The sequence below is a fragment of the Variovorax multivorans genome (genome assembly GCF_051216835.1).
Classification (GTDB): Bacteria; Pseudomonadota; Gammaproteobacteria; order Burkholderiales; family Burkholderiaceae_C; genus Variovorax.
In genome coordinates this window covers 45,058-70,000 of sequence record NZ_JBPJZL010000015.1, presented here as the reverse complement: position 1 = coordinate 70,000, position 24,943 = coordinate 45,058, and the positions used below count along the sequence as shown (strand labels likewise).

The window sequence follows — 24,943 nt, the reverse complement described above, 5'->3', positions numbered from 1 at the left end:
TGTTGCAAAAAAGTGTCAGTCGAAAGGCCTCACTCCTGCATCAGAACCCGGATCGCTGCCCGTCCACGAACACATGCAGCTCGCCCGGCGCGAAGGGTGTCCAGGTCTCATTGGTGGTCAGCGGCGCGGTGACGACCACGGCCACGCGGTCGTTGGGCGTGGTGTGCTGCGCGAAGTCGATTTCCACATCTTCGTCCGACAGCTGCGCGGTCACGAAGGGGTGGCGGCGCTCCACGTACCAGAGGTTGGTCGAGGCATGCGCCCACAGCGCCTGACCGTTGGACAGCATGAAGTTGAAGGTGCCGTGGCTCGCCAGCTGCGGCGCCAGTTCGCGCAGCGTGAGCGTCAGCTCCTCGATGCTCGGCACGCCCACATGCGACTTGGCCAGCTCCTGCATGATCCAGCAGAAGGCGTGTTCGCTGTCGGTGTTGCCCACCGGATGGAAGTTGCCGTGCAGGCGCGGGCGGAATTCCTTCAGATCGCCGTTGTGCGCGAACACCCAGTAGCGCCCCCACAGCTCGCGCACGAAGGGGTGGCAGTTCTGCAGATTGACCTCGCCCTGCGTTGCCTTGCGGATGTGCGCAACAACGTTGCGGCTCTGTATGGGGTAGCGCCGGATCAGCTCAGCCACCGGTGATTCGCTCGCCGGCTGGTGGTCGACGAAGTGGCGCAGCCCGCGGTCCTCGAAGAACGCGATGCCCCAGCCGTCGGCGTGGTGGTCGGTGCGGCCGCCGCGTTGCGCGAACCCCGTGAAGCTGAAGGTCACGTCGGTCGGCGTGTTGCAGTTCATCCCTAGCAATTGGCACATGGCTGCGATTAGACCGCGATTCCCCGCCCGCTTTGCCCGCCGCGCCGCTTACCCGAGCGTCAAACCGCCGCTAGCGGATGAATTTGCCTTCCTTCGTGACGCGCACCATCTCGATGAAGCGCGACCCCGTGTTGCTGGCTCCGGTGAAATCGATCTCCATGCCGCCGATGCGCAGCTTCATCGCCTTCAGCGTGGCATGCAGCTTTGCGCGCGTCAGTTCGCGGCCGGTGCGGCGCAGGCCCTCGAGCATCACGAGCGCATTCACATAGCCTTCGTAGGCCAGGTAGCCCATGTCCACCTTGGCGCGTTCGGCCAGCTGGCGGAACTCGCGCGCGGTGGCGTCGACCTCGCTCCAGGGGTAGGGCACGATCTGCGAGATGGCCAGCCCGCTGGTCTTGTCGCCCACCAGCTTGGCCGTGACGTCGCCCGGCACGATCGACATGCCGTAGTACATCTGGCGCCCGCCCGCGGCCCAGGCGGCCTTCATCACTTCGCCGCCGATGCCGCCGCCCAGGTACATGATCACGGCCTGCGCCTTGCTGTCGGCCAGTGCCTTGCCCGCCGCCTCGTTGGTCGTGCCGTCGCCCTTGACCGCCACCGCGGCCTCCGGTGTCAGTTTCAGCGTGGCCAGCGCGGCTTCGACCAGCTTGGCGACTTCCGCGCCGCCCGGGTTGTCGAGGTAGGCCACGGCGATGCGCGAGACGCCGATGGTCGTCAGGTGCTGCACCAGCGCCTGGGCTTCGCGCGCGAAGGTGGCGCGCACGAAATAGCCGGCGCCGCCGACCTTCTCGCGGGCCGAGTCCGACACCGCATAGCCGCCCACCGTTGGCGCGCCGCTCTGGTTCAGCACCTTGGCCCCCGCGGCGGTGGTGGCCGAGCCTACGCAGCCGAAGAAGGCGAAGACGCGATGCTCAGCCAGCAGCTTTTCGTAGTTGGCAACTGCCTTCTCGGGCTTCAGCTCGTCGTCGAGCGACACCAGCCTGATCTTGCGGCCCGACAGTCCGCCCTGTGCATTGACCGCATCGAAGGCCAGCCCGGCCCCGGCCATCACGACCTTGACCGGCACGCCCAGCGGACCGCTCAGGATGCCGGTGTGGCCGAGGACGATTTCACCGTCGGTGACGCCGTTCTCGGCGGCTTGGGCCGGGACGGAGAAATGGCCGAGTCCGGCCGCCGCCGCTGCCGAGGCGGCAATGAAATTTCTGCGATGCATGGGACCATTTCGCTATTGATACAACTGATAACAATTGGATGCGAAACCGTCATGCTCCACCGCCCGGGTTTACCCCGTGTTGCGCGCCGGCCCTTGGCGCAACTGCCAGGCCGCACAAACCGCCAGCGCGCAGAGCCCGGCCAGCATCGCGAACACTTCGTCGAACGCCGCCAGCCGCGCCGGGCTGCTCATCGGATTGGCCAGTGAATCGCCGTGCGCCGCCAGCCGCCACTCGAGCACGATGGCGCACAGGCTCACGCCGGCCGCACCGCCCAGCATGCGCACGAAGTTGATGGCGCTCGCGCCCTGCGGGATCAGCGGCTTGGCCAGCGGCCGCATCGAGCCCAGGTTGAGCGAGGGCAGGATGAAGCCCAGCCCGATGCGCCCGATGATCGCGAAGGCCACCAGCAGCCACAGCGCGCTGTCGAGCCGCAGCACCATCATCAGCGCGAATGAGGCCGCCAGCAGCACGAGGCCGATGGTCACCAGCACCCAGGTCGGATGCTTGTCGGCCAACCGGCCCACGCCGGCGATGGTCAGTGCCAGCACGATGCCCGCCGGCAGCAGGATGGTGCCCACGTGCGATGCAGAGAGATGCAGCCCCACCTGCATGTACACCGGCAGCAGGTAGGTCGAGCCGAACAGCGCCGTGCCGTAGATGAAGGCGACCACGCTGCCCATCGCGAACTGCCGGTACTGGAAGAGCGCCAGGTTCATCAGCGGCGTGCCGCCCGAGGCCGCGAGCCGTCGCTGCCACCACACGAACACGCCGAACGCCACCAGCGCACCGGCCAGCAGCAGGCCCGCCTGCAGCGGTGAATCGCCGCGCAGCGCGACCAGCCCGTTCAGCAGGCACAGCGTGCCGACCGTACCCAATGCCAGCCCGCGCGCGTCGAGCCCGCTGCCGCGCACCGCGGCCACGCCGCCGGGTGCGGTCTTGGGCACGAACTTGTAGGCCAGCCAGAGCGAGGCCAGGCAGAACGGCACCACCATGAAGAAGATCGAGCGCCAGCCGAACAGGTCGACCAGCACCCCGCCGATGCTCGGCCCGATGGCCGGAGCCAGCACCACGCCCATGCCGAAGATGCCGCTCGCGCGCCCCTGCTCGTGCGGCTCGAAGGCGCGCAGGATGATGATGGCCGGAATGGGCTGCACCACCCCCGCCGCCAGCCCTTCGGCCACGCGCGCGAACAGCACCAGCGAGAAATCGTTGGCCACGCCACCCACAATGCCGCCCGCGAGCAGCAGCAGCATCGTGCCCACGTACGTGCGCCGGTAGCCGTAGCGCGACAGCAGCCACGGCGTGGTGAGCATCGACACCGTCATCGCCACCATGAAGCCCGAGCTCACCCACTGCGCGCGCTCCTGGCCGAGCGAGAAGTGATGGCTCATGCCCGGGATCGCGACGTTGACGATGGTCGAGGACATGATCGACGCCATCGTCCCCACCATCACCGACAGCAGCAGGTACCAGCGGTAGCGTTCGCCATAGCGCTCGCGCAGCGAGCCGATGGAAGGCGGGGCCGGCGCGATCGCGGCTTCGGGAGTCTGTGGGGAGGTCATGGGGCGGCGGAATGTCTCGGGGTCCGTCGTCCTACAAGCATATCGGTCTTTGCACGGCCGGGGCTGCGCGGGGCAGCCGCACAATGCATCCGCTGTCCCCTCCGCGTCAAGAAAATCAAGACAAGAACATGGACTCTTCACCCGGCGAACAAGCCAACGCCCCGCAGGCCTCCATCGAACCCGAAGGCGCGCCCACGCTCGCGGCCGAACTGGCCGCGCCGACCGTCAGCCGCGCCTATCGATGCCAGTGCGGCCGCCCCGTCTTCCTGCGCAACAGCGAATGCCTGGCCTGCCACACGCCGCTGGGCTACGTGATCGACCGGCTCGGCGTCATGCCGCTCGCACCGGCCGTGGGCGAGGGCGCTCAGCCCGACACCTTCACCGTGTTCGGCGACCAGCACGGCAACACCTACCGCCGCTGCGCGAACCTCATGACACCCGCCGCCTGCAGCTGGATGGTGCCCGCCGCGCGCGACGGCGAACAACTGCCCGTCGACACCCAGGGCCTTGCGCCGGGCTACTGCCTGGCCTGCAGCGTCACGCGCACCATCCCCGATCTCTCGGTGGAGAGCAACGGCGGCTTCTGGCGCAAGCTCGAAACCGCCAAGCGCCGGCTCATCTCGCAGCTGCTTGCGCTCGGCCTGCCCGTGGTGAGCCGCCATGCCGACCCGGTGCATGGGCTGGCCTTCGATTTCCTCAGCAACATGCCGGGCGGTCCGCACGTGATGACCGGTCACGAGCACGGCGTGATCACCCTCAACGCAGAAGAAGCCGAAGACGCCGTGCGCGAGCGCATCCGCGCCGAGATGCGCGAGCCCTATCGCACGCTGCTCGGCCACTTCCGCCATGAGATCGGCCACTACTACTGGGACCTGCTGGTGCTGCCCACGCCGTGGATCGACGACTTCCGCGCGCTTTTCGGCGACGAGCGCGCCGACTACGCCGCCGCGCTGCAGACGCACTACGAGCAGGGCCCGCCGCCCGACTGGGCCGACCGCTTCGTGAGCAGCTACGCGAGCACCCATCCGTGGGAAGACTGGGCCGAGACCTGGGCCCACTACCTGCACATGGCCGACACCGCAGACACAGCCATGAGCTTCGGCGTCGACGCGACCAACGTCGAACTCACGAGCGACCTGTTCACGCTCGACGACCTGTGGCAGCCGGAAGATCCCGATGCCGGCAAGTTCCTGGACTTCATCAACGGCTGGGTGCTGCTCACCAACGTGCTCAACGAGTTGTCGCGCAGCATGGGCCAGCCCGACTACTACCCCTTCGTGCTGCCGCGCGTGGCGGTGGGCAAGCTGCAGTTCATTCACCGCGTGATCACGCAGCAGCGGCCGGGCGATGCACCGACGATGGTGGTGGCTGGCGATGTGGCTGATGCCGCACCAGAGCAGGTGCAATCACAGACGCAATCGCAAAGCTCCGGTCAGCCCTGAGGCGACTCGCCCGTCGCGCAGCGCATGCAGATGCACGCCAGCCCGCGCATGTCTTCCGGCAGGTTCGTGAGCGGCGCCCTGCTGAAGTCGACCTGCATGCACCAGCAGGGTGGCTGCACTTGACCCGTCTCTCGTTCGATCTCCATCGCGCAGCGGTTCGGCTCGCCGCACAGCGGACAGCGCGTGGCGTCGATCAGACCCGGGACTGCCGCCAGAGTGGTCATGCGATCTCGAAGGCCGGCAGCTTCTTCGGCACGGCCACGTTCTGCAGCGTCACGTACACCGGCAGCCCGCCGCTGTAGGCCGGGTAGTCCTCGCCCTCGATCAGCGGCAGCAGGTAGCGACGGCACTTCTCGGTAATGCCGTAGCCGTCGTCCGAAATGAAATCGCGCGGCATCGGCTTCTCGACATTGGCGACGGATTCGAGCGGCGCGCTGCCGATGCGATAGGCATACGGCACGTCGGACATGCGCTCGATGGTCGGCATCACAGCGTTGCGGCCTTCCAGCGCCAGCTCCACCGCGCGCTGGCCCAGCTCGTAGGCCTGCTTCACGTCGGTCGCCGAGGCGATGTGGCGCGCCGCGCGCTGCAGGTAGTCGGCCACGGCCCAGTGGAACTTGTGGCCGAGCGCTTCCTTGACCATCTGCGCCACCACCGGCGCGGCTCCGCCGAGCTGCGCATGGCCGAAGGCGTCGCGCGTGCCCTGCTCCGCGAGGAAGGTGCCGTCGGGGTGATGGCAGCCTTCGGACACCACCACCGAGCAGTAGCCGTGCTGCTTCACCAGCTCATCGACACGCGCGATGAAGCGCGCCTTGTCGAATTCGATCTCAGGGAACAGCACCACTACCGGTATGCCCTGGTCCGCCGCAAGGCCGCCCGCCGCGGCGATCCAGCCTGCGTGCCGGCCCATCACTTCGAGCACGAACACCTTGGTCGAGGTTGCCGCCATCGAACGCACGTCGAACGAAGCCTCGATGGTCGACACCGCCACGTACTTCGCGACCGAGCCGAAGCCCGGGCAGCAATCGGTCAGCGGCAGGTCGTTGTCGATGGTCTTGGGCACGTGGATGGCCTGCAGCGCATAGCCCATCGACTGCGACAGCTGGCTCACCTTGAAGCAGGTGTCGGCCGAATCGCCGCCGCCGTTGTAGAAGAAGTAGCCGATGCCGTGCGCCTTGAACACCTCGATCAGCCGCTCGTACTCGCGCCGGTTCTTCTCCAGCGACTTGAGCTTGTAGCGGCACGAGCCGAAGGCGCCCGAGGGCGTGCTGCGCAGCGCCGCGATTGCTTCGGCCGATTCGGCGCCGGTATCGATCAGCTCCTCGGTCAGCGCGCCGATGATGCCGTTGCGCCCGGCGTAGAGCTTGCCGATGCGGTCGGGGTGCCGGCGCACCGTCTCGATCACGCCGCAGGCCGACGCGTTGATGACCGAGGTGACGCCGCCCGACTGGGCGTAGAAGGCATTGAGGATGGGCATGCGCGGGATTCTCCCGCAGCCCTACGGCAGACGCCAGTGCCGGCGTGTCAGGATGTCAGCGGCTCTCGAAAACCGGCGGCCGCTTCTGCAGGAAGGCGCTCACGCCCTCGCGGAAGCTCGGGCGGTTGATCAGCTCGCGCTGGCGCTCGCTCTCGTAGTGCAGCTGTTCCTTCAGCGTGTGGTGCTCGGAGGCCTCGAAGGCTTCGCGCGCTTCGAGCACGGCATGCGCCGGCAGGCGGGCAAGGCGCTGCGCGATGCTCCTGGCTTCTTCCTGCAACTGTTCGTCGTCCACGCAGGCCCAGATCAGCCCCCACTGCACGGCGCGCCCCGCCCCCACGCGCTCGTCGAGCAGTGCCATGCCCATCGCGCGCGCCCGGCCGGCGCGGCGCGGAATGGCCCAGGTGCAGCCCAGGTCCGGCACGATGCCGAGCTTCGGCAAAAAGGGCAGGTAGAAGTAGGCACTGCGTGCCGCGATGGTCACGTCGGCCGCCAGCGCGAGGCCTACGCCGGCACCGGCTGCAGGGCCATTGACCGCGGCGACCACCGGCACCGGCAAGCTGCGCAGCATTTCGATCAGCGGGTTGCTGAGCTCCTGCATCCACTCGGCTGTTTGCGTGCCGAGCGACTTGTCTTTTTCACCCGGCGCCATCGCACTCAGGTCGGCGCCCACGCAGAAGGCCTTGCCGGCGCCTGTGAGGATCACGGCGCGCACCGAGCGGTCGTCACGTATGCGTTCCAGCGCATCACGCAGTTCGACCTGCAGGCCGTGCGCGATCGGGTTGAGCTTGGCGGGCAGGTTCAGCGTCAGCGTCGCGATGCCGTCGGCCAGTTCCTGGAGGATGAAGGGTTGTGTCGGTGCGTCGGTGCTCATGGGCATCGATGGTTCGGCGCCCATGGAGCCCGGTCAAGCCGGGGACAACCCGTGGGGCAGAAGTCGCCAAGGCGACCATGCGCGCGAACGCGCCGGCAACGGCATTGCGGCCGGCCGTGCGTCCGACACCGTGATGCACGACGACTCCAGTGCCGACACCAGCACGCGCCTGTGATCGGTGCTCTCGAAGCGATCGCCGGGCTCCAGCACGATATCGCGCGGATCGCGGTCGAGCGTGACCCACACCGAGCCGCTGCGGCATTCGATGCCCACGCCCGCGCCGTCGGGCACGGTGAAGACGGAACGTTTCGGCAGATTGACGTGGAAGCGGGAGGTGTTGGGAGAAGAGGTGCTCATGGCAAGCTCCATTGCATTCGTGATACGAATGAATATAGTGAGCCGACCTCCCCTTTGCACACGGTCATTCGGAACTCGTTGCATGCACCCAGAGAATGCGAAAGCCCCCGGCGCCATGAGTGGCGAACTGCCGCCGCTCGAACTTCTGCGCAGTTTCGAGGCGGCCGCGCGCCGGCTGAGCTTCACGCTGGCCGCTGGCGAACTGCACCTGACGCAATCAGCTGTGAGCCGGCAGATCCAGCAGCTCGAAGCCAGCTTGGGCGTGCTGCTGTTCGAGCGCCGCCACCGCGCGCTGGCGCTCACCGAGGCCGGCGGCGTGCTGCAGCGCGCCGTCACCGACAGCCTGGAGCGGCTGCGCGACGCTACGGCGCGGGTGCGCGCAAGTTCGGCGCCGCGCCAGGTGGCGATCACCACCACGCCGGGTTTCGCGTCGATCTGGCTCATCCCGAAGCTGGCGCGCTTCACCGGCAGCCATCCGCAGGTCGACGTGCGCGTGTCGGCCACGCTCGATGTGCTCGACCTGGAAAGCAGCCGCATCGACCTGGCCGTGCGCTTCGTGCCCATCGGCCGCGGCATCGGAGCGGCGCTGTTCGAGGAGTCTGTGATTCCGCTGTGTTCGCCGCAGCTTGCCGCGTCGCTGCGCCAGCTGTCGGATTTCTCGAAGCTCACGCTGCTGACCGTGGAATACCCCGACCACAGCGAAGCCCCGACCGCCGACTGGGAACCCTGGCTCAAAGTGATGGGGCTGGAAGACCTGCGCATGAAGAGCACGCTGCGCTTCACGCAGTACGCCGATGCCGTGGCCGCCGCGGTGGCGGGGCAGGGTGTGGTGATCGGCCGGCTGCCGCTGTTGAGCGAACTGGTGCGCGACGGCCGGCTCGTGGCGCCGCTCGGCGAGGGCGCCGCGTCGCACCGCGGCTATTTCATCGAGATGTCCAGGCGCGCCGCGGCCAACCGCGACGCGCAGGACTTCGCGCAATGGCTGCGCGACGAAGCCGAGGCCGCGCAGCGAAGCTGACTGACGATCAACCCGGCAGCAGCACCTTGTTGACGACGTGGATCACGCCGTTCGACTGGTAGACGTTGGCGATGGTCACCATCGCCGTGCCGCCCTTGGCGTCGGTCACCATCACGTTGCTGCCGCTCATCGTCGCGGTCAGCGTGCCGCCGCTCGCGGTCTTCAGCACGGCCTTGCCGCCGCCTGCGTTGATGGCGCTCATGAGCGCCGGGCCGTCCATCCTGCCGGGCACCACGTGGTAGGTCAGCACCTTGGTCAGCGTGGGCTTGTTCTCGGGCTTGAGCAGCGTGTCGACCGTGCCGGCAGGCAGTGCGGCAAAAGCAGCGTTGGTAGGCGCGAACACGGTGAACGGGCCGGGGCTCTTCAGCGTGCCGACAAGGTCCGCGGCCTTCACTGCGGCGACCAGTGTCGTGTGGTCCTTCGAATTCACGGCGTTGTCGACGATGTCCTTCGTCGGGTACATCGCGGCGCCGCCGACCATCGGGTTCGTCGACGACATGCCGCCGCTGCTGCCGCCCATGCCGCCCGCGCAAGCGCCGAGCAGGACCGAAACGCCGACTGCAATCATGAGTTTTTTCATTGAAGGCTCCTGGAAAGAATGGTTCTTGAAGTTCTCTGCGGAAACCGCCAGCAGCTCGGAGGCGCGATGCGCTTGAGTCGAATACGGCGTGGCCGCGCAACTGGATTCACGCGGCGTCATCGCGTCGGCTTTGCGCCACAACAGCGCGTGCAGTGCTTGCGCATCGCACGCGTGCTCGACAGAATCCGCCCTTCGTTTTTCAGCAACAGTTTCTTTTCACCGCGCCTGGCGACGACCAACCTCCCGGGCGACAAACCAATTCAATGAACCGTTTCCTGAACACCTGACCCGCACACCGACCGCCCCGGCCGGACGTGCATCCACGCATCCGCCGAGGCCCATCGACAAAGGCCCCGCGCAGCCATTCGCCGGGGCCTTTTTGTTTTTCGGAGTGTGTGCACATGAGTGCTCAACGAAAGGCCCGCGACGACGACAAGCGTCTGGGCCGGTTCTATTTTTCGGTGCCGACTGCGGCACCTCGCAATCCAGTGGTGGCCGCGATGGCGCGCGGCGAATCGAGCCAAGGCGCGGGACGCCATCTGCGCACGCACCGCGCGGAGCGGCGCGCGCAGAAGGTCGCGCTGCAGAAGGCTGCGCGCAGCCTGGGCGGGAGGGGCGACGATGCGTGATGACATGGACAAAGTCATCGTCGAGCGGCCGCGAACCGGCTGGCGCGTGCAAGGCGACGGGCGCAAGTGGCGCAACAGCAAAGAGGCGGGTTCGCATTTGGGCATGAAGCGCGGCTACGCTTATCGCAGATGGCCCAGCGAAAACCTCGCGCCCTTGAAGCGCTGGCTGCACAAGCAAGTGCACCGGCCGTGGGACAAGGTGTATGCGGAACTGTGCAGCGGCATCGACCGGCGCAGCACGGTGCAGGCGCACATCTTCGAGCACATCGACGATTTCGTCGAACGCGAAGCGGTGCTGCGCGATGGCGAGGTGTGGGTGCGGGCACGCTGGTGGAACGACGGCAGCCGCGCGCCACTGCATCAGGCTTCGCATGTCGAGTTGTTCGTGCATCCGGCCACTGGCATCCTGTTGCCCAACCGGCGTCTCGCTCAAGCCCGGCAATGGGCTCGGGGCGAGAGCGACGAGCGGCGTGGCAAGAAGCCGCATGCGTCCTTCATCGTGATCGACGATCTCAGGCAATGGCACTGCGTGAACGGCGACTGGTTCGAAATCACGCTGGCGCCCACACCGCCGATGAAGGCCCCGGGTGTCTGGGAGAAGCGCTACGACGTGCTGCGACGGTGTTTCGTCACAACGTCCTGCGCATGGGGGCGGCCGGACTTCGGCGTGTCCAGCAATCAGGCCATGTACGGGCGACCGGATGTCTATGCGGCGACCAAGCGTCAGCTCAGCCGCAAGGCTGTGCGAGCGCGGCTTGGCGAGGGTGCCTGATGCGGTGCGTGTTCGATCGCGCATGATGGAGGTGCAGCATCGCCGCCGATGAAAGAAGCACCATGAGCATCACCGCCTCCAACTGGTTCATCTGGGCCGCCCTGTCGGCCATCTTCGCCGCGCTGACGGCCATCCTCGCCAAGCTCGGCCTTGCCGGCGTCGACTCCGACATGGCAACGCTGGTGCGCACCGTCGTGATCCTCGTGGTGCTCGCGGCCTTCGTGCGCGCCACCGGCAAGTGGACGAACCCGCTGGAACTGTCGCCGCGCACCTGGCTGTTCCTCGTGCTCTCGGGGCTCGCGACGGGCGCGTCGTGGGTCTGCTACTTCCGCGCGCTGAAGATGGGCAATGCCTCTCAAGTGGCGCCGGTGGACAAGCTCAGCGTCGTGCTGGTGGTGCTCTTCGCCGTGATGTTCCTCGGCGAGCGCCCTTCCGGCCGCGAATGGGCCGGCGTCGCGATGATCGCCGGCGGTGTGCTGATGCTGGCGATCAAGCGCTAGCCAGCTCGCGCCGGCGCCCGCGGCAGCACGAGGAACGCAATCGTGCCCGCGGCCAGCATGCCCGCCACCGTGAGGAACACCGCGCGGTACGGCTCGACCTCATGCGCCACGGCCCACGATGCCGCCACGCCGGTCGTCCACTGCATCAGCGAGACGCCCAGGAACATGGCCATGTTCATCAGCGCCATCGCGCGCCCCGTCATGGCCGCAGGGTAGGCGTTCTTGGTGTACGCGTACTGCAGCACGCTGTAGCCGGACAGCAGCCCGTAGACGATCGGCAGGCCGATGTCCACGATGCGCGAATGCGTGAGCGCCATGGCGCCGAACATCAGCGCACCGGCGAACGCGCATCCCATCATCCAGCGCGTGCGCCGCGCGCCGCCCGGGTCCATCCGGCCGAACAGCATCGGGCTGATCATGCCGGCGACGGTCATCACCAGTGCGACGTTGCCGCTGGCCACCAGCGAGAGGCCGTGGCGGTCGTGCAGCACCGGGCCGAGCCACAGGCCGCGCAGCGTGATGAAGGCCGCATACGACACGCATGCGAAGCACACCAGCCCCAACGTATGAGGCATTGCGAACAGAGGCACCAGTTCGCGCACGGCCTTGCGCAGCGACTGGCGCTCGGCTGGCACGGTCTGCGGGTTCGCGAGTGCAGCGGGCTCGCGCACGCGCCAGAAGATGACCAGCCACGAGAGCACAGCGAACGCGGCCAGCACTGCGTAGCCGGCGCGCCACGACGAAGCCTCGATCAGCAAGGCCAACGGCGTGCCGGTGAACAGGATGCCCATGCCGGCCATGCTCATCACCAGCCCCGACATTGCGGTGAAGCGCGATGCATCGAAGTGCCGCGCGATGAACACCGTGCAGGCCAGGAACGCAGGCGCGCAGCCGACGCCAATCAGTGCCTGCCCGAGCAGCAGTGCGTGGAAGTTCGGAGCCACCGCGCACAGCGCTGCGCCCGCGACGGCCAGGGGAAAGGCTGTCAGTACCGTGCGGCGCACGCCGAAGATGTCGATCGACACGCCCATCGCGAGCTGCATGATCCCGAAGGCGAAGTGGAAGGTGCCCGCCCACATGCCGAGTTGCTGGGGCGTCAGGCCGAAGTAGCCACTGAGTGGCGTGGCCATCATGGCGCCGACGGTGCGGAAGGCCTGGCTCAGGGCGAAAGCCGAGGCCAGTGCCACGAGCATGGCAGCCGCCGAAGTCGACCAGCGAGGCGGAGGCGGCGATACCGCGTTCGTGTTCATCGAAAGGGAGGGATCGGGAAGGAGGGAGAGCGACGAATGCTAATGGCACGCCGCCCCTCATGCAGAACGGCGCCCTCGGGCGCCGTTCTTTTCATGCTTCAAACCCGGCAGCGTGCCGGGCCTGGGTGGATCAGGCCTCGCCCTTCACCTTCAACCGCCACGCATGCAGCAGAGGCTCGGTATACCCGCTCGGCTGCTCGATGCCCTTGAACACCAGGTCCTGCGCCGCCTTGTAGGCCGACGAGGTCGTGAAGTTGCCGGCCATCGGCTGGTACAGCGCATCGCCCGCGTTCTGCTCGTCGACCACCTTGGCCATGCGCTGGAAGGTCTCGTCGACCTGCGCCTTGGTCACCACGCCGTGCAGCAGCCAGTTGGCGATGTGCTGGCTGGAGATGCGCAGCGTGGCGCGGTCTTCCATCAGGCCGACGTTGTGGATGTCGGGCACCTTCGAGCAGCCCACGCCCTGGTCGATCCAGCGCACCACGTAGCCGAGGATGCCCTGCACGTTGTTGTCGATTTCCTGCTGGCGCTCTTCGGCGGTCCACTTGGCATCGGCCGCGATCGGCACCTGCAGCAGCGCGTTGAGGATGTTGTCGCGCTCGGCATCGGCGTCGATCTTTTCCAGCTCCTGCTGCACGGCGGTCACGCTGACCTGGTGGTAGTGCAGCGCATGCAGCGTGGCGGCGGTGGGCGAGGGCACCCATGCGGTATTGGCGCCGGCCTTGGGGTGGCCGATCTTCTGCTCGAGCATGGCGGCCATCAGGTCGGGCATGGCCCACATGCCCTTGCCGATCTGCGCCTTGCCGCGCAGGCCGCACGAGAGGCCGACCAGCACGTTGTTCTTTTCGTAGGCGCCGATCCACGCGCTGGACTTCATGTCGCCCTTGCGGATCATCGGGCCGCCCTGCATGGCGGTGTGCATCTCGTCGCCGGTGCGGTCGAGGAAGCCGGTGTTGATGAAGGCGACGCGCGCGGCGGCCTCGGCGATGCAGGCCTTCAGGTTCACGCTGGTGCGGCGCTCTTCATCCATGATGCCGAGCTTCACGGTGTTGGCGGGCAGGCCGAGCAGCTGCTCGACGCGGCCGAACAGCTCGCTCGCGAAGGCCACTTCAGCCGGGCCGTGCATCTTCGGCTTGACGATGTAGATGCTGCCGGTGCGCGAGTTGCCCTTGCGCTTCAGGTCGATGGTGGCGATGGTGGTGGTCACCACGGCATCGAGGATGCCTTCGGGGATTTCCTTGCCGCCTGCGTACAGGATGGCCGGGTTGGTCATCAGGTGGCCCACATTGCGCAGGAACATCAGCGAGCGGCCGTGCAGCTTGACGGGCTTGCCGTCGGCACCGGTGTATTCGCGGTCGGCGTTGAGGCCGCGCGTGAAGGTCTTGCCGCCCTTGGCGACTTCTTCCGTCAGCGTGCCTTCGACGATGCCGAGCCAGTTCGAATACGCGACCACCTTGTCGGCCGCATCGACCACGGCCACCGAGTCTTCGAGGTCGAGGATGGTCGAGAGCGCGGCTTCGAGCACCAGGTCGCTCACGCCGGCCGCGTCGCTCTTGCCGATGGGCGTGCTGCGGTCGATGCGAATGTCGAGGTGAATGCCGTTGTGCTTGAGCAGCACCGACGACGGCGCGGCGGCATCGCCCTGGTAGCCGATGAACTGCGAGGCATCGGCCAGGCCGGTGCTGCTGCTTTGCAGCGCGACGACGAGCTTGCCGTCCTTCACGCTGTAGCCGGTGGCCTGCTTGTGCGAGCCGTTGGCCAGCGGCGCGGCCTGGTCGAGCACGTTGCGCGCGAACTCGATGACCTTGGCGCCGCGCACGGGGTTGTAGCCCTTGCCCTTTTCAGCGCCGCCGGCTTCGGAGATGGCGTCGGTGCCATAGAGCGCGTCGTACAGCGAGCCCCAGCGCGCGTTGGCGGCGTTGAGCGCATAGCGCGCGTTCAGGATCGGCACCACCAGCTGCGGGCCGGCCTGCAGCGCGAGTTCGGAGTCGACGTTGGCCGTGGTGGCCTTCGTGCCCTTGGGCTGGGGCAGCAGGTAGCCGATCTTCTCGAGGAAGGCGCGATACGCCGGCATGTCGGCGATCGGGCCGGGGTTCTTCTTGTGCCATGCGTCGAGTTCGCTCTGCAGGCGGTCGCGCTCGGCGAGCAGGGCGATGTTCTTCGGCGCGAGGTCGCTGACGATGGCGTCGAAGCCCTTCCAGAAGACGTCGCTGGCCACGCCGCTGGCGGGCAGGACCTTGTCTTCGATGAAGCGGTGGAGCTCGGTCGCGACCTGGAGTCCGTGGGCGGTGGTGCGGGCGGTCATGGGGGTTTCTCCTTGAGAAAAATGCAATCCTGGGACGAACTTTATTCGATACTTTGCTGGCGAGTAAGAGCCGGAAGCGGGATTTATCCGTGACAAAAATGAAGGTAATCGCTGGCGGGCGGCCTGGGGCGCAAAGGGTAGGCACTGATAAGAACACCGCAGGCGAGGGATATATTTAACTTCTTAAATAAATCTCGACCTGTTTCCATGATCCTCCTGGCTTCCAATGAAAACCCCCTCGGCATGCCCGAATCGGCCCGCCGCGCGGCCGCCGCTGCGCTCGAAGGCGCTGGCAATTACCCCGACAGCAACGGCACCGCGCTGAAGAACGCGCTGGCCGCGCGGCTCGACGTGCCGGTCGACTGGCTCACGCTGGGCAGCGGATCGAGCGAGATCCTCCACCTCGCGGCGCAGGTCAGCCTGAAGCCGGGCGAGGGCGTCGTCTATTCGCAGTACGGCTTCGTCGTCTACGCGCAGGCCACGGCGCAGGCCCATGCGCACGCAACTGTCGTGCCCTCGCTCAACTTCGGCCATGACCTGGGCGCCATGCGCGCCGCCATCGGCGACGACACGAAGCTGGTGTTCGTGGCCAACCCGAACAACCCGACCGGCACCTTCATCGATGCTGCGCCGCTGCTGGCCTTTCTGCAATCGGTGCCCGCGCACGTGACGGTGCTGCTCGACGAGGCCTACACCGAATACCTGTCGCCCGTGCAGCGCTACGACAGCATCGAGTGGGTGCGGCGCCTGCCCAACCTGATCGTGGCGCGCACCTTCTCCAAGGCCTTCGGCCTGGCCGGGCTGCGCATCGGCTACGGCGTGTCGCAGCCGGCGCTCACGGCGCGCATGAACGCGCACCGCCCGCGCTTCAACGTGACGACACCGGCGCAGGCTGCGGCGGTGGCGGCGCTGGGCGATGCGGATTTCCTCGCGCGCACTTATGAGCTCAACACCGCCGGGCGCGACCAGCTCGCCGCCGGTTTCAAGGAGCTCGGCCTTGAGTACGTTCCCTCGTCGGGCAATTTCCTGATGGTGCAGGTCGGCGACGCGCAGGCCGTGCACGCGCGCCTGCTGGCGGCCGGCATCGAGGTTTCGCTGCTCGGCAATTACGACCTGCCGCAGTGGCTGCGCATCAGCATCGGCCTGCCAGAGCAGAACCGCGCGGTGCTGGCCGCGCTGCGCTGAGCGGCACTGCTTCTTCCACAACTCCCCGAGGAGACAAGAACCATGAAACGCCGTCAGTTCGCAGCGCAGTCCGCTGCCGCCCTTGCCGCTACGGCCGTCGCGCCGCTGGTGTTCGCGCAGCAAGACCGCACGGTGCGCATCCTGGTCGGCTTTCCGCCGGGCGGCTCGGCGGACGTGGTGGCGCGGGTGCTCGCCGAGAAGATGCGCGTGTCGCTCGGGCAGAACGTCATCATCGACAACAAGCCCGGTGCGGCAGGGCGGCTCGCGCTGGGCGAGCTCAGGCGCGCGGCGCCGGACGGCAACACGCTGGTCTTCTCGCCGAGCGGCGCGATGGTGATCCATCCGTGGCTCTACTCGAACCTCGGCTATGACCCGGCGAAGGACTTCACCCCGATAGCGCTCGGCAGCACCTTCGACTTCGCGGTGACGGCCGGGCCCGGCGCGCCCGCCGGCGACCTGAAGACGGTGCTGGCGTGGATGAAGGCCAATCCGGCAAAGGCCAACTACGCCACCTCGGGCGCGGGCACGGTGCCGCACTTTGCCGGGCAACTGATCGCCCAGGTGGCCGGCGTGCCGATGACGCACGTGGCCTATCGCGGCGGCGCGCCGGCGGCGCAAGACCTGATCGGCGGCCAGGTGCCGCTGATGGTCGACACGGCCTCGGAAACCATCGAGCACCACCGCGCCGGCAAGGTCCGCATCCTCGCGGTGACGGGCGAGCAGCGCAGCCGCGCGCTGCCCGACGTGCCGACGCTGAAGGAGTCGGGCATCAATGTGACGGCCGATGCGTTCTTCGGCCTCTATGGCCCGCCGGGGATGTCGCCCGAAGTGGTCGCACGGATCGACAAGGCCGTGGCCGATGCGCTGCGCATGCCCGATGTGCAGGAGAAGATCTATTCGCTGGGGCTGGTGCCAGCGCATGCCGGGCCGGGCGAGCTCGCGGCCATCCAGGCGGCGCATCTGAAGCGTTGGGAAATGCCGATCAAGAACTCGGGCTTCAAGGCCGAGTCCTGATTCGCCGCCCGCTCAGACCTGTCCGCTGAGCTCCCGCGCGGCAGCCTGCACTGGCTCGATATAGCGCTCGTCGTAGCGGTGCGTGGGCATGGTCAGCGTAACGGCCGCGGCAAGGCTGCCGTCCGCATGGAGCACCGGCGCCGAGATGCCCGCCAGTTCGGCCGTGCGGTCGCCCACCAGCGCGCAGTAGCCCTGCGCGCGAATGCCGTCGTACAGCTTGCGTTCCTTCGCACCGCGCGGCCGCTCGGCTTCCGGGCCGAAGGCGATCAGCACGCGCGCACCCGCGCCCCGGTCGTTGGGCAGCAGGTCGCCAACGCGCACGTGGTCGCGCACCACGTGCGATGAATCGACCCGGAACTGGCACAGGCGTACCCAGCTGTCGCCCTGGTCCTGCCGCACGTGGTACGCCGCGCTTTCGCCTGTGGTTGCGGCGAGCGAGCGCAGCACCGGCAGCACGATGCGGTCGAGCGACTGCGACGCCGCGTACAGCCCGTGCAGCCGCGCGATCTCCATGCCCAGCGCGTAGCGCCCGTCATCCTGCCGGCGGATCAGCCGCGCGTGTTCGAGCGAAGCCAGCAGCCGCAGCACGGTGCTCTTGTAGAGCTGAGTGCGCTCGGCGAACTGCGCGAGCGACAGTGCTTCGTCTCCCGGCTGGAAGGCCGAGAGCAGGCTCAGCGCGCGGTCGACCGCCGCCGCGCCGCCGGGGGCGGCATTGAGGTCTGACACGGATTCGGTCTGGGCTTTGCGGGGCATGAGGAAGGAATGGCTCGGCTTGACAGTCGGATGTATCGACGGTCTAATTCTGTTTAACGGAATATAGTTCTGTAAGATAGAACAATCAAGCGATTCCACGATTCCATCGAAGGAGACAAGTCCGATGACACCCCCCGACGTCCTCATCAGCGAGGTCGGCCCGCGCGACGGCCTTCAGTCGGTCAAGGCCACGATGCCCACGGCCGACAAGCTGCTCTGGATCGACGCGCTCTACGCCGCCGGCATCCGCGAGATCGAGGTCGCGTCCTTCGTGCCCGCGAAGCTGCTGCCGCAGATGGCCGATGCCGCCGACGTGGTGCGCCACGCCGTCACGCTGCCCGGCCTCGTGGTGATGGCGCTGGTGCCCAACCGCAAGGGCGCGCAGGCCGCGCTCGAAGCCGGCGTGCACAAGCTCACCATGCCGGTGTCGGCCAGCGTGGCGCATTCGCTGGCCAACGTGCGCAAGACGCCGACCGAAATGGTCGAGGAGGTGCGCGCCATTTCCGATCTGCGCCGCGCCATTGCGCCGCAAGTGAAGCTCGAAGCCGGCATCTCCACCGCCTTCGGCTGCACGCTGCAGGGCCTGGTGCCCGAAGACGACGTGATCCGCCTGGCCGCGCAATGCATCGAGGCCGGCGCGGATGAATCGGGCCTGTCCGACACCGTGGGCTACGCCAACCCCGCGCAGGTGCGCCGTCTCTTCAAGCGACTGCGCGCGGAGATCGGCAGGCACGCCGGTGCGGCTCACATGCACAACACGCGCGGCCTTGGCATCGCCAACTGCCTCGCGGCTTGGGATGAGGGGGTGCGCACTTTTGACGCCTCGCTTGGCGGTCTCGGCGGCTGCCCTTATGCGCCGGGCGCCTCGGGCAATGCCGTTACCGAAGATCTCGTGTTCATGTTCGAGGCCATGGGCGTGCGTACCGGCATCGACATCCAGAAACTCATCGCGGCGCGCGCGCCGCTCATGGCCGGCCTGCCCGGCGAACCGGTCTACGGCATGACGCCCGAGGCCGGATTGCCCAAGGGCTTCGTCCAGGAACACACCGCACAACATGTCTGAAGCCAATCCTCTTCCTTATGCCGGCGTCCGCGTCGTCGAATTCACCCACATGGTCATGGGCCCGACCTGCGGCCTGCTGCTGGCCGACCTCGGCGCCGAGGTCATCAAGGTCGAGCCCATCGAGGGCGACAACACGCGCCGCCTGCTCGGCTCGGGCTCGGGCTTCTTCCCGACCTTCAACCGCAACAAGAAGAGCATCGCGCTCGACCTGAAGAAGCCCGAGGGCGTGGAGGCCGCGCTGCGCCTCATCGCCACCGCCGACATCGTCAGCGAGAACTTCAAGCCCGGCACCATGAAGAAGCTGGGGCTCGACTACGACACGCTCAGCAAGCTGAATCCGCGCCTCGTCTATGTGAGCCACAAGGGCTTCTTGCCCGGGCCGTACGACCACCGCACCGCGCTCGATGAGGTGGTGCAGATGATGGGCGGCCTTGCCTACATGACCGGCCGCTCGGGCGACCCGCTGCGCGCCGGCACCAGCGTGAACGACATCATGGGCGGCATGTTCGGCGCCATTGGCGCAATGGCCGCGCTGCGCCAGCGCAACCTCACCGGCAAGGGCTGCGAAGTGCAGTCCGCGCTGTTCGAGAACAACGTGTTCCTGGTCGCGCAGCACATGATGCAGTTCGCCGCCACCGGCAAGGCGGCCGACCCGATGCCCAGCCGCATATCTGCCTGGGCCGTGTACGACGTGTTCACCGTGAAAGACGGCGAGCAGATCTTCCTGGCGGCCGTGAGCGACAAGCAGTGGGCCATCTTCTGCAAGGCCTTCGGCCTGGAAGACATGCTGGCCGACCCGCGCCTGAAGACCAACAACGACCGCGTGCTGGCGCGCGAATGGATGATGCCCATCCTGCGCTCGCACCTCGCGAACCACAGCGCGGCCGAGCTCAGTGCGGTGTTCGAGCAGAACGAGCTGCCCTTCGCGCCCATCACCAAGCCGCAGGAGCTGTTCGACGACCCGCACCTGAACGCCACTGGTGGCCTCGCGCCGGTGCGCATGAACGACGGCAGCACGGCCAAGGTGCCGCTGATGCCGTTCACGCTGGGCGGCGAACGACCCGGAATCAGGCTGCAGCCGCCGCACATCGGCGAGCACAGCCGCGAACTGCTGAAAGAAGTGGGCTACAGCGACGAAGAAATCGCCGCGCTCGAAACACAACACATCACCCTCGGAGACTGACCCCATGTTTTTCATCACACGGCGCGCCTTGCTGGCGTGCGCCGCGGCCGCCGCATGCCTGAACGCCGCTCCCGCCCTTGCCGACACGGCCTGGCCCGACAAGCCCGTGCGTCTCGTCGTGCCCTACACGCCCGGCGGCGCCACCGACATCGTGGCGCGCCTTGTCGCGCAGAAGCTCGTCGACGACACGAAGTGGACCTTCATCGTCGACAACCGCGCGGGCGGCAACGGCAACATCGGCATGGACGTGGTGGCCAAGGCCAAGCCCGACGGCTACACCGTCGGCCTCGGCCAGACCGCCAACCTCGCGATCAACCCGACGCTGTTCCCCAAGATGCCCTACGACGCGCTGAAGGATCTGGTGCCGGTGTCGGTCGTGGCCTCGCAGCCCGTGGTGCTGGTGGTGCGCGCGGACGCGCCGTACAAGTCGCTGGCCGAGCTGATCGCGGCCGCCAAGGCCAAGCCCGGCGAGATCAAGCAGGCGCTCGCCGGTACCGGCACGCTGGGCCACATGGCCGGCGAGGTGCTCGCAAAGCGCGCGGGCTTCCAGGTGCTCAACGTGCCGTACAAAGGCGCCGCGCCCGCCATCACCGACCTGCTCGGCGGCCAGACCGACTACATGTTCGCCACGCCGCAGGGCGCGCTCGCGATGGTGAAGGGCGGCAAGCTGCGCGCGCTGGCCGTCACCTCGGCCAAGCGCCTGCCCGTGATGCCCGAGGTGCCGACCGTGGGCGAGAGCTACAAGGGCTTCGAGGCGGTGGACTGGAAGGCGCTCGTGGTGCCGGCCGGCACGCCCGCCGACATCGTGAAGAAGCTCAACGCCGCCGTCGACAAGGCGCTGGCCAAGCCCGCGACCATTTCGCAGCTGCTGGCCGAAGGCAGCACGCCCGTAGGCGGCAGTCCGGAGCAGGCGGCGCAGTACGTCAAGGCCGAGCATGCGCGCTGGGGCGCGGCGGTGCGCGAGGCGGGCGTGCGGCCCGAATAGGCGCCCTCCAACTAACCAACAAACAGGCGGGCGATATAGTTTCCGCCCCATGGACCGCCTCAAGCAGCTCGAATCCTTCGTCTCGGTCGCGACCCGCGGCGGGCTCACGGCCGCGGCCAAGGCCGAGGGCGTGGCGCCCGCGATCATGGGGCGCCGGCTCGATGCGCTCGAAGAGCGCCTGGGCGTCAAGCTGCTGGTACGCACCACGCGCCGCATCACGCTCACGCACGAAGGCAGCGCATTCCTCGAAGACTGCCAGCGCCTTCTGGCCGAGTTCGCAAACGCCGAAGCCAGCGTGAGCGCCGGCGGGATCAAGGCCAGCGGCCATCTGCGCGTGACGGCGCCAGCGGGCTTCGGCCGTAGACACGTCGCGCCGCTGGTGCCGCGCTTTCATGCGCTGCACCCTGAAGTGACGATCTCGCTGAACCTCAGCGACCGCGTGGTCGACGTCACCGGCGAGAGCTTCGATTGCGCGGTACGCGTAGGCGACCTGCCCGATTCATCGCTCGTGAGCGTGCGGCTCGCCGACAACCGCCGCCGCTGCGTGGCCACGCCCGAGTTCGTGCGCCGCCACGGCATGCCCAAGCACCCGGGCGAACTCTCGCGCTTTGCCTGCCTCACGCTGTCGAGCGACGCCTCGCAGACGCGCGGCTGGGCCTTTCGCATCGTCAACGAGGAAGGCAACCAGGAGCTGATCCACCTGCGCCCCAGCGGCCCGCTCGATTGCTCCGACGGCCAAGTGCTACACGACTGGTGCCTGGCCGGCCACGGCATCGCCTGGCGCAGTACCTGGGAGGTCGAGGCCGAGATCGATGCCGGCCTGCTCGTGCCCCTGCTCGACGAGTTCGCCGCGCCGCCCAACGGCATCTACGCGGTGTTCGCGGGCGCCAAGCACCTGCCGCTGCGGGTGCGACTGTGGCTTGATTTCCTCAAGGAGCAATACGGGAACCCGGAATTCTGGGGTGGAAGGGCCTGAGGCGCATCGGCGGCGTCACAATCTGTTTGCATTTGCAACCCCACTCGGAAGAAAGCCATCGATGACGCTCGAAGCCATCCTCGCGTATCTGCACTTGCTCGCCATCCTGACGATGGTGGTGTTCATTTCCAGCGAAGCGGCGCTATGCCGCGTGCAGTGGCTCAATGCCGCGGTGGTCGAGCGGCTGGCCAAGGTCGACATGGTCTACGGCATTGCCGCCATCGCGGTGCTCGCCACGGGCATCGCGCGCACCTGGTGGGGCGTGAAGGGCACGGCCTGGTATTGGACCAACCCGCTGCTGCACGTGAAGCTGGGGCTCTTCATCATCGTGGGCGTGCTCTCGATCTTCCCGACGCTCACCTACTTCCGCTGGCGCAAGACGCTGCGCGCCACCGGCAAGCTGCCGGCCGAGGCCGACATCAAGAAAACGCGCAAGCTGGTGATGGTGCAGGCGCACCTGATCGCGCTCATTCCGCTGGTGGCGGTGTTCCTGGCACGCGGCTTCGGCAAGTAAGCCCGGCATGGGACACCCCGGCATCCAGCTTCTGTTTGCCGGAACCATCTTCAGTAGCGCGTTCCTGCTGTTCCTGGTCCAGCCGCTGATCGCGAAGCAGATCCTTCCGTGGTTCGGCGGCTCGGCCGCGGTGTGGTCGATCTGCATGGTGTTCTTCCAGGTGGTGCTGCTCGCGGGGTACGCGTATTCCGACTGGGTCACGCGCCATCTGCGCATGCGGGCGCAGGCCGTGCTGCACGTGGCGCTGCTGCTCGCGAGCCTGGCGTTTCTTCCGATCGTGGTGGGCGCGAACTGGAAGCCGACGGGCACTGAAGACCCGGCCTGGCGCATCCTGGGGCTGCTGTTCGGCACCATCGGCCTGCCGTACTTCCTGCTCTCGACCACCGGGCCGCTGGTGCAGTCGTGGGTGGCGCGCACGCCTTGGGGCGCGCAGGTGTACCGATACTTCTCGCTGTCGAACCTGGCGTCGCTGCTGTCGCTGCTGAGCTATCCGGTGCTGATCGAGCCGCGCAGTACGCTGCTGCAGCAGGCGCACGGATGGTCGTGGGGCTATGCCGCGTTCGTGGTGCTGTGTGCCGGCACGACGCTGTACATGGCGCGGCGATTGACGGCCGAGACAGTGCCGCAGCCGTCGTCTCCGGGCCAGGCCGCCCAAGCCGTCGTGGAGGACAAGCCGCCGCGCCTCGCCGACTATCTCCTGTGGCTCGCGCTGCCGGCGCTGGCGTCGTGGCTGCTGCTGGCCGTGACGAACCACATCACCCAGAACGTTGCCGCGGTGCCGTTCCTGTGGGTGCTGCCGCTGTCGCTGTACCTGCTGACTTTCGTCCTGTGCTTCGAGAGCGACCGCTGGTACAGGCGCGGCGTGTTCCTGCCGCTGGCGGCTGTCATGCTGCTGCTGTGCGCTTTCGGCCTGCAGCACCACATCGGCGCCGAGGTCCGCATTGCGCTGCCGCTGTATGTGTCGGGGCTGTTCGTGCTGTGCATGTTCCTGCACGGCGAAACCGCGAAGCTGCGGCCGGGGCCGCGCTACCTCACGCGCTTCTATCTGATGATGTCGCTCGGCGGGGCGCTGGGCGGGGTGACGGTCGGGCTGGTCGCGCCGCATGTGCTGGTGGCGTACTACGAGCTGGGGCTCGGCCTGATGCTGACCGCGCTGGCGGCTGCGGCCGTGCTGCGCCAGCGGGTGTGGCTGCGGGTCTGCTGCGTGGTGCTGGCCGCCTGCTGCACGCTCTTTTTGCTGCTGCAGGTCGGCAGCGACCGGTCGGGCGCGCGCAGCCTGCAGCGTAATTTCTATGGGGCGCTGCTGGTTTACGACACGACGGGCGATCCGCCATCAGACAACGTGCGCCAGCTGGCGCACGGGTCGATCAAGCACGGCTCGCAGTTCCTGGACCCGGAGCGCCGGCACGAGCCCACCACCTACTACGGCGAAACCTCCGGCATCGGCCGCACGATCGACTCCGCGCCTGCCGCACCGCGTCGCGTGGGCCTGATCGGGCTGGGTGCCGGCACGCTCGCGACCTATGGCCGCAGCGGCGACGTCTACCGCTTCTACGAGATCAATCCGCAGGTGTTCGCGCTGGCGGACAAGGAGTTCAGCTTCCTGCGCGACAGCGAGGCGCGCATCGAACGGGTGCTCGGCGATGCCCGGCTGGCGCTGGAGCGAGAGCCGGCGCAGGGTTTCGATGTGCTCGCGGTCGACGCCTTTTCAGGGGATTCGGTGCCGGTGCACCTTCTCACGGCCGAGGCGATGGACGTCTACCTGCGGCACATGAAGCCCGACGGCGTGATCGCCTTTCACGTGACCAACCGGTTCCTGGCGCTCGCGCCCGTGATCGCCAAGGTGGCCGAGGCCCGGGGACTGCACGCGGTGCTGGTGCACGACGAAGCCGAGCAATCCGATTGGCTGCACCGCACCGACTGGGTGCTGGTCGCGCGCGATCCGCAGGTGCTGGCGCGCGAGTTGATACGGGAGGCCGCGACGCCGATCGCCACGAAGCCGGGGCAGCGGCCCTGGACCGACGACTTCAACAACCTGCTGGGTGTGCTGAAGTAGCGTGGAGCATTGGCGTGGCCAAGAAAAAGGCCCGCACGCGGCGGGCCTCTTTTCACAATTGTCAGTGCAGCGTGGCTTCAGGCCTTGGCGTCTTTCTCGCACTTCTTCATGAAGCTGTTCTTGGCGGCGCCGGCCAGTGCCTTGCCGTTCTTGTCGACGGCCTTGGCGGCGCAGGCGGGAGCCGCTGCAGCCTTGGTGTCTTTCTCGCACTTCTTGATGGAGCTGGCCTTGGCCGCGCCAGCGAGGGCCTTGCCATTCTTGTCCACAGCCTTGGATTCGCAGCTTGCGCCAGCGGCGGCGGGTGCAGCAGCGGCGGCGGGGGCTGGTGCCGGGGTGGCGGCCTTGTCTTGAGCCTGTGCGGCGCCGAAGGAAAGGCAGGCGCCGAGTGCGAGCAGGGAAAGGAGCTTCTTCATGGTGATGTGTCCTTGC

General features: G+C 67.6%; 25 protein-coding genes. 13 read left to right on the top strand and 12 right to left on the bottom strand.

Annotated elements, in window-relative coordinates:
* Positions 1–40: 40 nt before the first annotated feature.
* The 3 genes from ACSFCA_RS30120 to ACSFCA_RS30110 all read right to left on the bottom strand — a co-directional run bounded on the left by ACSFCA_RS30120 (position 41) and on the right by ACSFCA_RS30110 (position 3,584).
* The gene (locus ACSFCA_RS30120; protein ID WP_435462060.1) at positions 41–808 is read right to left on the bottom strand and encodes a class II glutamine amidotransferase; all 768 of its coding nucleotides are present in this window, start codon (positions 806–808) and stop codon (positions 41–43) included.
* A 70-nt stretch (positions 809–878) separates the two neighbouring features.
* Positions 879–2,021 carry an ABC transporter substrate-binding protein gene (locus ACSFCA_RS30115; protein ID WP_435462059.1) on the bottom strand — a complete coding sequence of 381 codons (1,143 nt, stop codon included), beginning with the start codon at positions 2,019–2,021 and terminating at the stop codon, positions 879–881.
* A 69-nt stretch (positions 2,022–2,090) separates the two neighbouring features.
* Complete coding sequence (locus ACSFCA_RS30110) at positions 2,091–3,584, bottom strand: DHA2 family efflux MFS transporter permease subunit (protein ID WP_258351586.1); 1,494 nt, start codon at positions 3,582–3,584, stop codon at positions 2,091–2,093.
* 128 nt (positions 3,585–3,712) lie between these two features.
* Here ACSFCA_RS30110 and ACSFCA_RS30105 point away from each other — a divergent pair, with 128 nt between their 5' ends.
* Positions 3,713–5,026, top strand: a complete 1,314-nt coding sequence (locus ACSFCA_RS30105) for a zinc-binding metallopeptidase family protein (RefSeq protein ID WP_435462058.1) — start codon at positions 3,713–3,715, stop codon at positions 5,024–5,026.
* Here ACSFCA_RS30105 and ACSFCA_RS30100 read toward each other — a convergent pair.
* Genes ACSFCA_RS30100 through ACSFCA_RS30085 form a run of 4 tightly spaced genes read right to left on the bottom strand, consistent with a single transcriptional unit; the run spans position 5,017 to position 7,731 of the window.
* Entirely contained in the window at positions 5,017–5,250 is a 234-nt protein-coding gene (locus tag ACSFCA_RS30100) for a cysteine-rich CWC family protein (protein WP_435462057.1), read from the bottom strand. The two genes, ACSFCA_RS30105 and ACSFCA_RS30100, sit on opposite strands and share 10 nt — an antisense overlap.
* Positions 5,247–6,503, bottom strand: coding sequence for a 6-phosphofructokinase (locus ACSFCA_RS30095; protein WP_258351583.1), 1,257 nt, complete (start codon positions 6,501–6,503; stop codon positions 5,247–5,249). Before ACSFCA_RS30095 ends, ACSFCA_RS30100 begins: the two co-directional genes overlap by 4 nt.
* Before the next feature lie 55 nt (positions 6,504–6,558).
* Positions 6,559–7,374, bottom strand: a complete 816-nt coding sequence (locus ACSFCA_RS30090; protein WP_435462056.1) for an enoyl-CoA hydratase-related protein — start codon at positions 7,372–7,374, stop codon at positions 6,559–6,561.
* A gap of 33 nt (positions 7,375–7,407) precedes the next feature.
* Positions 7,408–7,731 carry a DUF2917 domain-containing protein gene (locus ACSFCA_RS30085; protein ID WP_435462055.1) on the bottom strand — a complete coding sequence of 108 codons (324 nt, stop codon included), beginning with the start codon at positions 7,729–7,731 and terminating at the stop codon, positions 7,408–7,410.
* 82 nt (positions 7,732–7,813) lie between these two features.
* Here ACSFCA_RS30085 and ACSFCA_RS30080 point away from each other — a divergent pair, with 82 nt between their 5' ends.
* Entirely contained in the window at positions 7,814–8,749 is a 936-nt protein-coding gene (locus ACSFCA_RS30080) for a LysR substrate-binding domain-containing protein (protein ID WP_435462054.1), read from the top strand.
* A gap of 7 nt (positions 8,750–8,756) precedes the next feature.
* Here ACSFCA_RS30080 and ACSFCA_RS30075 read toward each other — a convergent pair whose 3' ends face one another.
* A complete protein-coding gene (locus tag ACSFCA_RS30075; RefSeq protein WP_375338426.1) occupies positions 8,757–9,329 on the bottom strand; it encodes a fasciclin domain-containing protein in 573 nt (190 codons plus the stop codon).
* Positions 9,330–9,730: 401 nt separating this feature from the next.
* Between ACSFCA_RS30075 and ACSFCA_RS30070 the strand changes: the two genes are divergently transcribed.
* The 3 genes from ACSFCA_RS30070 to ACSFCA_RS30060 all read left to right on the top strand — a co-directional run bounded on the left by ACSFCA_RS30070 (position 9,731) and on the right by ACSFCA_RS30060 (position 11,230).
* Positions 9,731–9,958 (top strand): hypothetical protein, encoded by a 228-nt coding sequence (locus ACSFCA_RS30070; protein ID WP_093076983.1) that lies wholly within the window; start codon positions 9,731–9,733, stop codon positions 9,956–9,958.
* Positions 9,959–9,962: 4 nt separating this feature from the next.
* Complete coding sequence (locus tag ACSFCA_RS30065) at positions 9,963–10,730, top strand: hypothetical protein (protein ID WP_435462053.1); 768 nt, start codon at positions 9,963–9,965, stop codon at positions 10,728–10,730.
* A gap of 62 nt (positions 10,731–10,792) precedes the next feature.
* Complete coding sequence (locus ACSFCA_RS30060) at positions 10,793–11,230, top strand: EamA family transporter (RefSeq protein WP_435462052.1); 438 nt, start codon at positions 10,793–10,795, stop codon at positions 11,228–11,230.
* Here the strand turns inward: ACSFCA_RS30060 and ACSFCA_RS30055 are convergent.
* Both ACSFCA_RS30055 and ACSFCA_RS30050 read right to left on the bottom strand, forming a co-directional pair.
* Positions 11,227–12,480 carry an MFS transporter gene (locus ACSFCA_RS30055; RefSeq protein ID WP_435462051.1) on the bottom strand — a complete coding sequence of 418 codons (1,254 nt, stop codon included), beginning with the start codon at positions 12,478–12,480 and terminating at the stop codon, positions 11,227–11,229. The genes ACSFCA_RS30060 and ACSFCA_RS30055 overlap by 4 nt on opposite strands.
* A 130-nt stretch (positions 12,481–12,610) precedes the next feature.
* Positions 12,611–14,785: a malate synthase G gene (locus tag ACSFCA_RS30050; RefSeq protein ID WP_435462050.1), complete on the bottom strand. Its 2,175-nt coding sequence runs from the start codon at positions 14,783–14,785 to the stop codon at positions 12,611–12,613.
* 207 nt (positions 14,786–14,992) lie between these two features.
* Between ACSFCA_RS30050 and hisC the strand changes: the two genes are divergently transcribed.
* Positions 14,993–15,970, top strand: a complete 978-nt coding sequence (gene hisC / locus ACSFCA_RS30045) for a histidinol-phosphate transaminase (protein ID WP_435462049.1) — start codon at positions 14,993–14,995, stop codon at positions 15,968–15,970.
* A 42-nt stretch (positions 15,971–16,012) separates the two neighbouring features.
* Positions 16,013–16,984 (top strand): Bug family tripartite tricarboxylate transporter substrate binding protein, encoded by a 972-nt coding sequence (locus ACSFCA_RS30040; RefSeq protein ID WP_435462048.1) that lies wholly within the window; start codon positions 16,013–16,015, stop codon positions 16,982–16,984.
* A 12-nt stretch (positions 16,985–16,996) separates the two neighbouring features.
* Here ACSFCA_RS30040 and ACSFCA_RS30035 read toward each other — a convergent pair whose 3' ends face one another.
* Positions 16,997–17,737, bottom strand: coding sequence for an IclR family transcriptional regulator (locus tag ACSFCA_RS30035; RefSeq protein ID WP_435462047.1), 741 nt, complete (start codon positions 17,735–17,737; stop codon positions 16,997–16,999).
* A gap of 124 nt (positions 17,738–17,861) precedes the next feature.
* Here ACSFCA_RS30035 and ACSFCA_RS30030 point away from each other — a divergent pair, with 124 nt between their 5' ends.
* The 6 genes from ACSFCA_RS30030 (at position 17,862) to ACSFCA_RS30005 (ending at position 24,514) form a co-directional block, all read left to right on the top strand.
* Positions 17,862–18,800, top strand: coding sequence for a hydroxymethylglutaryl-CoA lyase (locus tag ACSFCA_RS30030; protein ID WP_435462046.1), 939 nt, complete (start codon positions 17,862–17,864; stop codon positions 18,798–18,800).
* Entirely contained in the window at positions 18,793–19,983 is a 1,191-nt protein-coding gene (locus tag ACSFCA_RS30025) for a CaiB/BaiF CoA transferase family protein (protein ID WP_435462045.1), read from the top strand. The genes ACSFCA_RS30030 and ACSFCA_RS30025 overlap by 8 nt, the downstream gene beginning before the upstream one ends.
* A 4-nt stretch (positions 19,984–19,987) precedes the next feature.
* On the top strand, positions 19,988–20,968 hold the full coding sequence (locus ACSFCA_RS30020) for a Bug family tripartite tricarboxylate transporter substrate binding protein (RefSeq protein ID WP_258351571.1): 981 nt from the start codon (positions 19,988–19,990) through the stop codon (positions 20,966–20,968).
* A gap of 49 nt (positions 20,969–21,017) precedes the next feature.
* Complete coding sequence (locus tag ACSFCA_RS30015) at positions 21,018–21,944, top strand: LysR family transcriptional regulator (RefSeq protein ID WP_435462044.1); 927 nt, start codon at positions 21,018–21,020, stop codon at positions 21,942–21,944.
* Between the two features lie 61 nt (positions 21,945–22,005).
* Entirely contained in the window at positions 22,006–22,458 is a 453-nt protein-coding gene (locus tag ACSFCA_RS30010; RefSeq protein ID WP_093054094.1) for a DUF2214 family protein, read from the top strand.
* 7 nt (positions 22,459–22,465) lie between these two features.
* Positions 22,466–24,514 carry a spermidine synthase gene (locus tag ACSFCA_RS30005; protein ID WP_435462043.1) on the top strand — a complete coding sequence of 683 codons (2,049 nt, stop codon included), beginning with the start codon at positions 22,466–22,468 and terminating at the stop codon, positions 24,512–24,514.
* A 77-nt stretch (positions 24,515–24,591) separates the two neighbouring features.
* Here the strand turns inward: ACSFCA_RS30005 and ACSFCA_RS30000 are convergent, their stop codons facing one another.
* Positions 24,592–24,927 carry a hypothetical protein gene (locus tag ACSFCA_RS30000; RefSeq protein WP_097200437.1) on the bottom strand — a complete coding sequence of 112 codons (336 nt, stop codon included), beginning with the start codon at positions 24,925–24,927 and terminating at the stop codon, positions 24,592–24,594.
* Positions 24,928–24,943 lie beyond the last annotated feature (16 nt).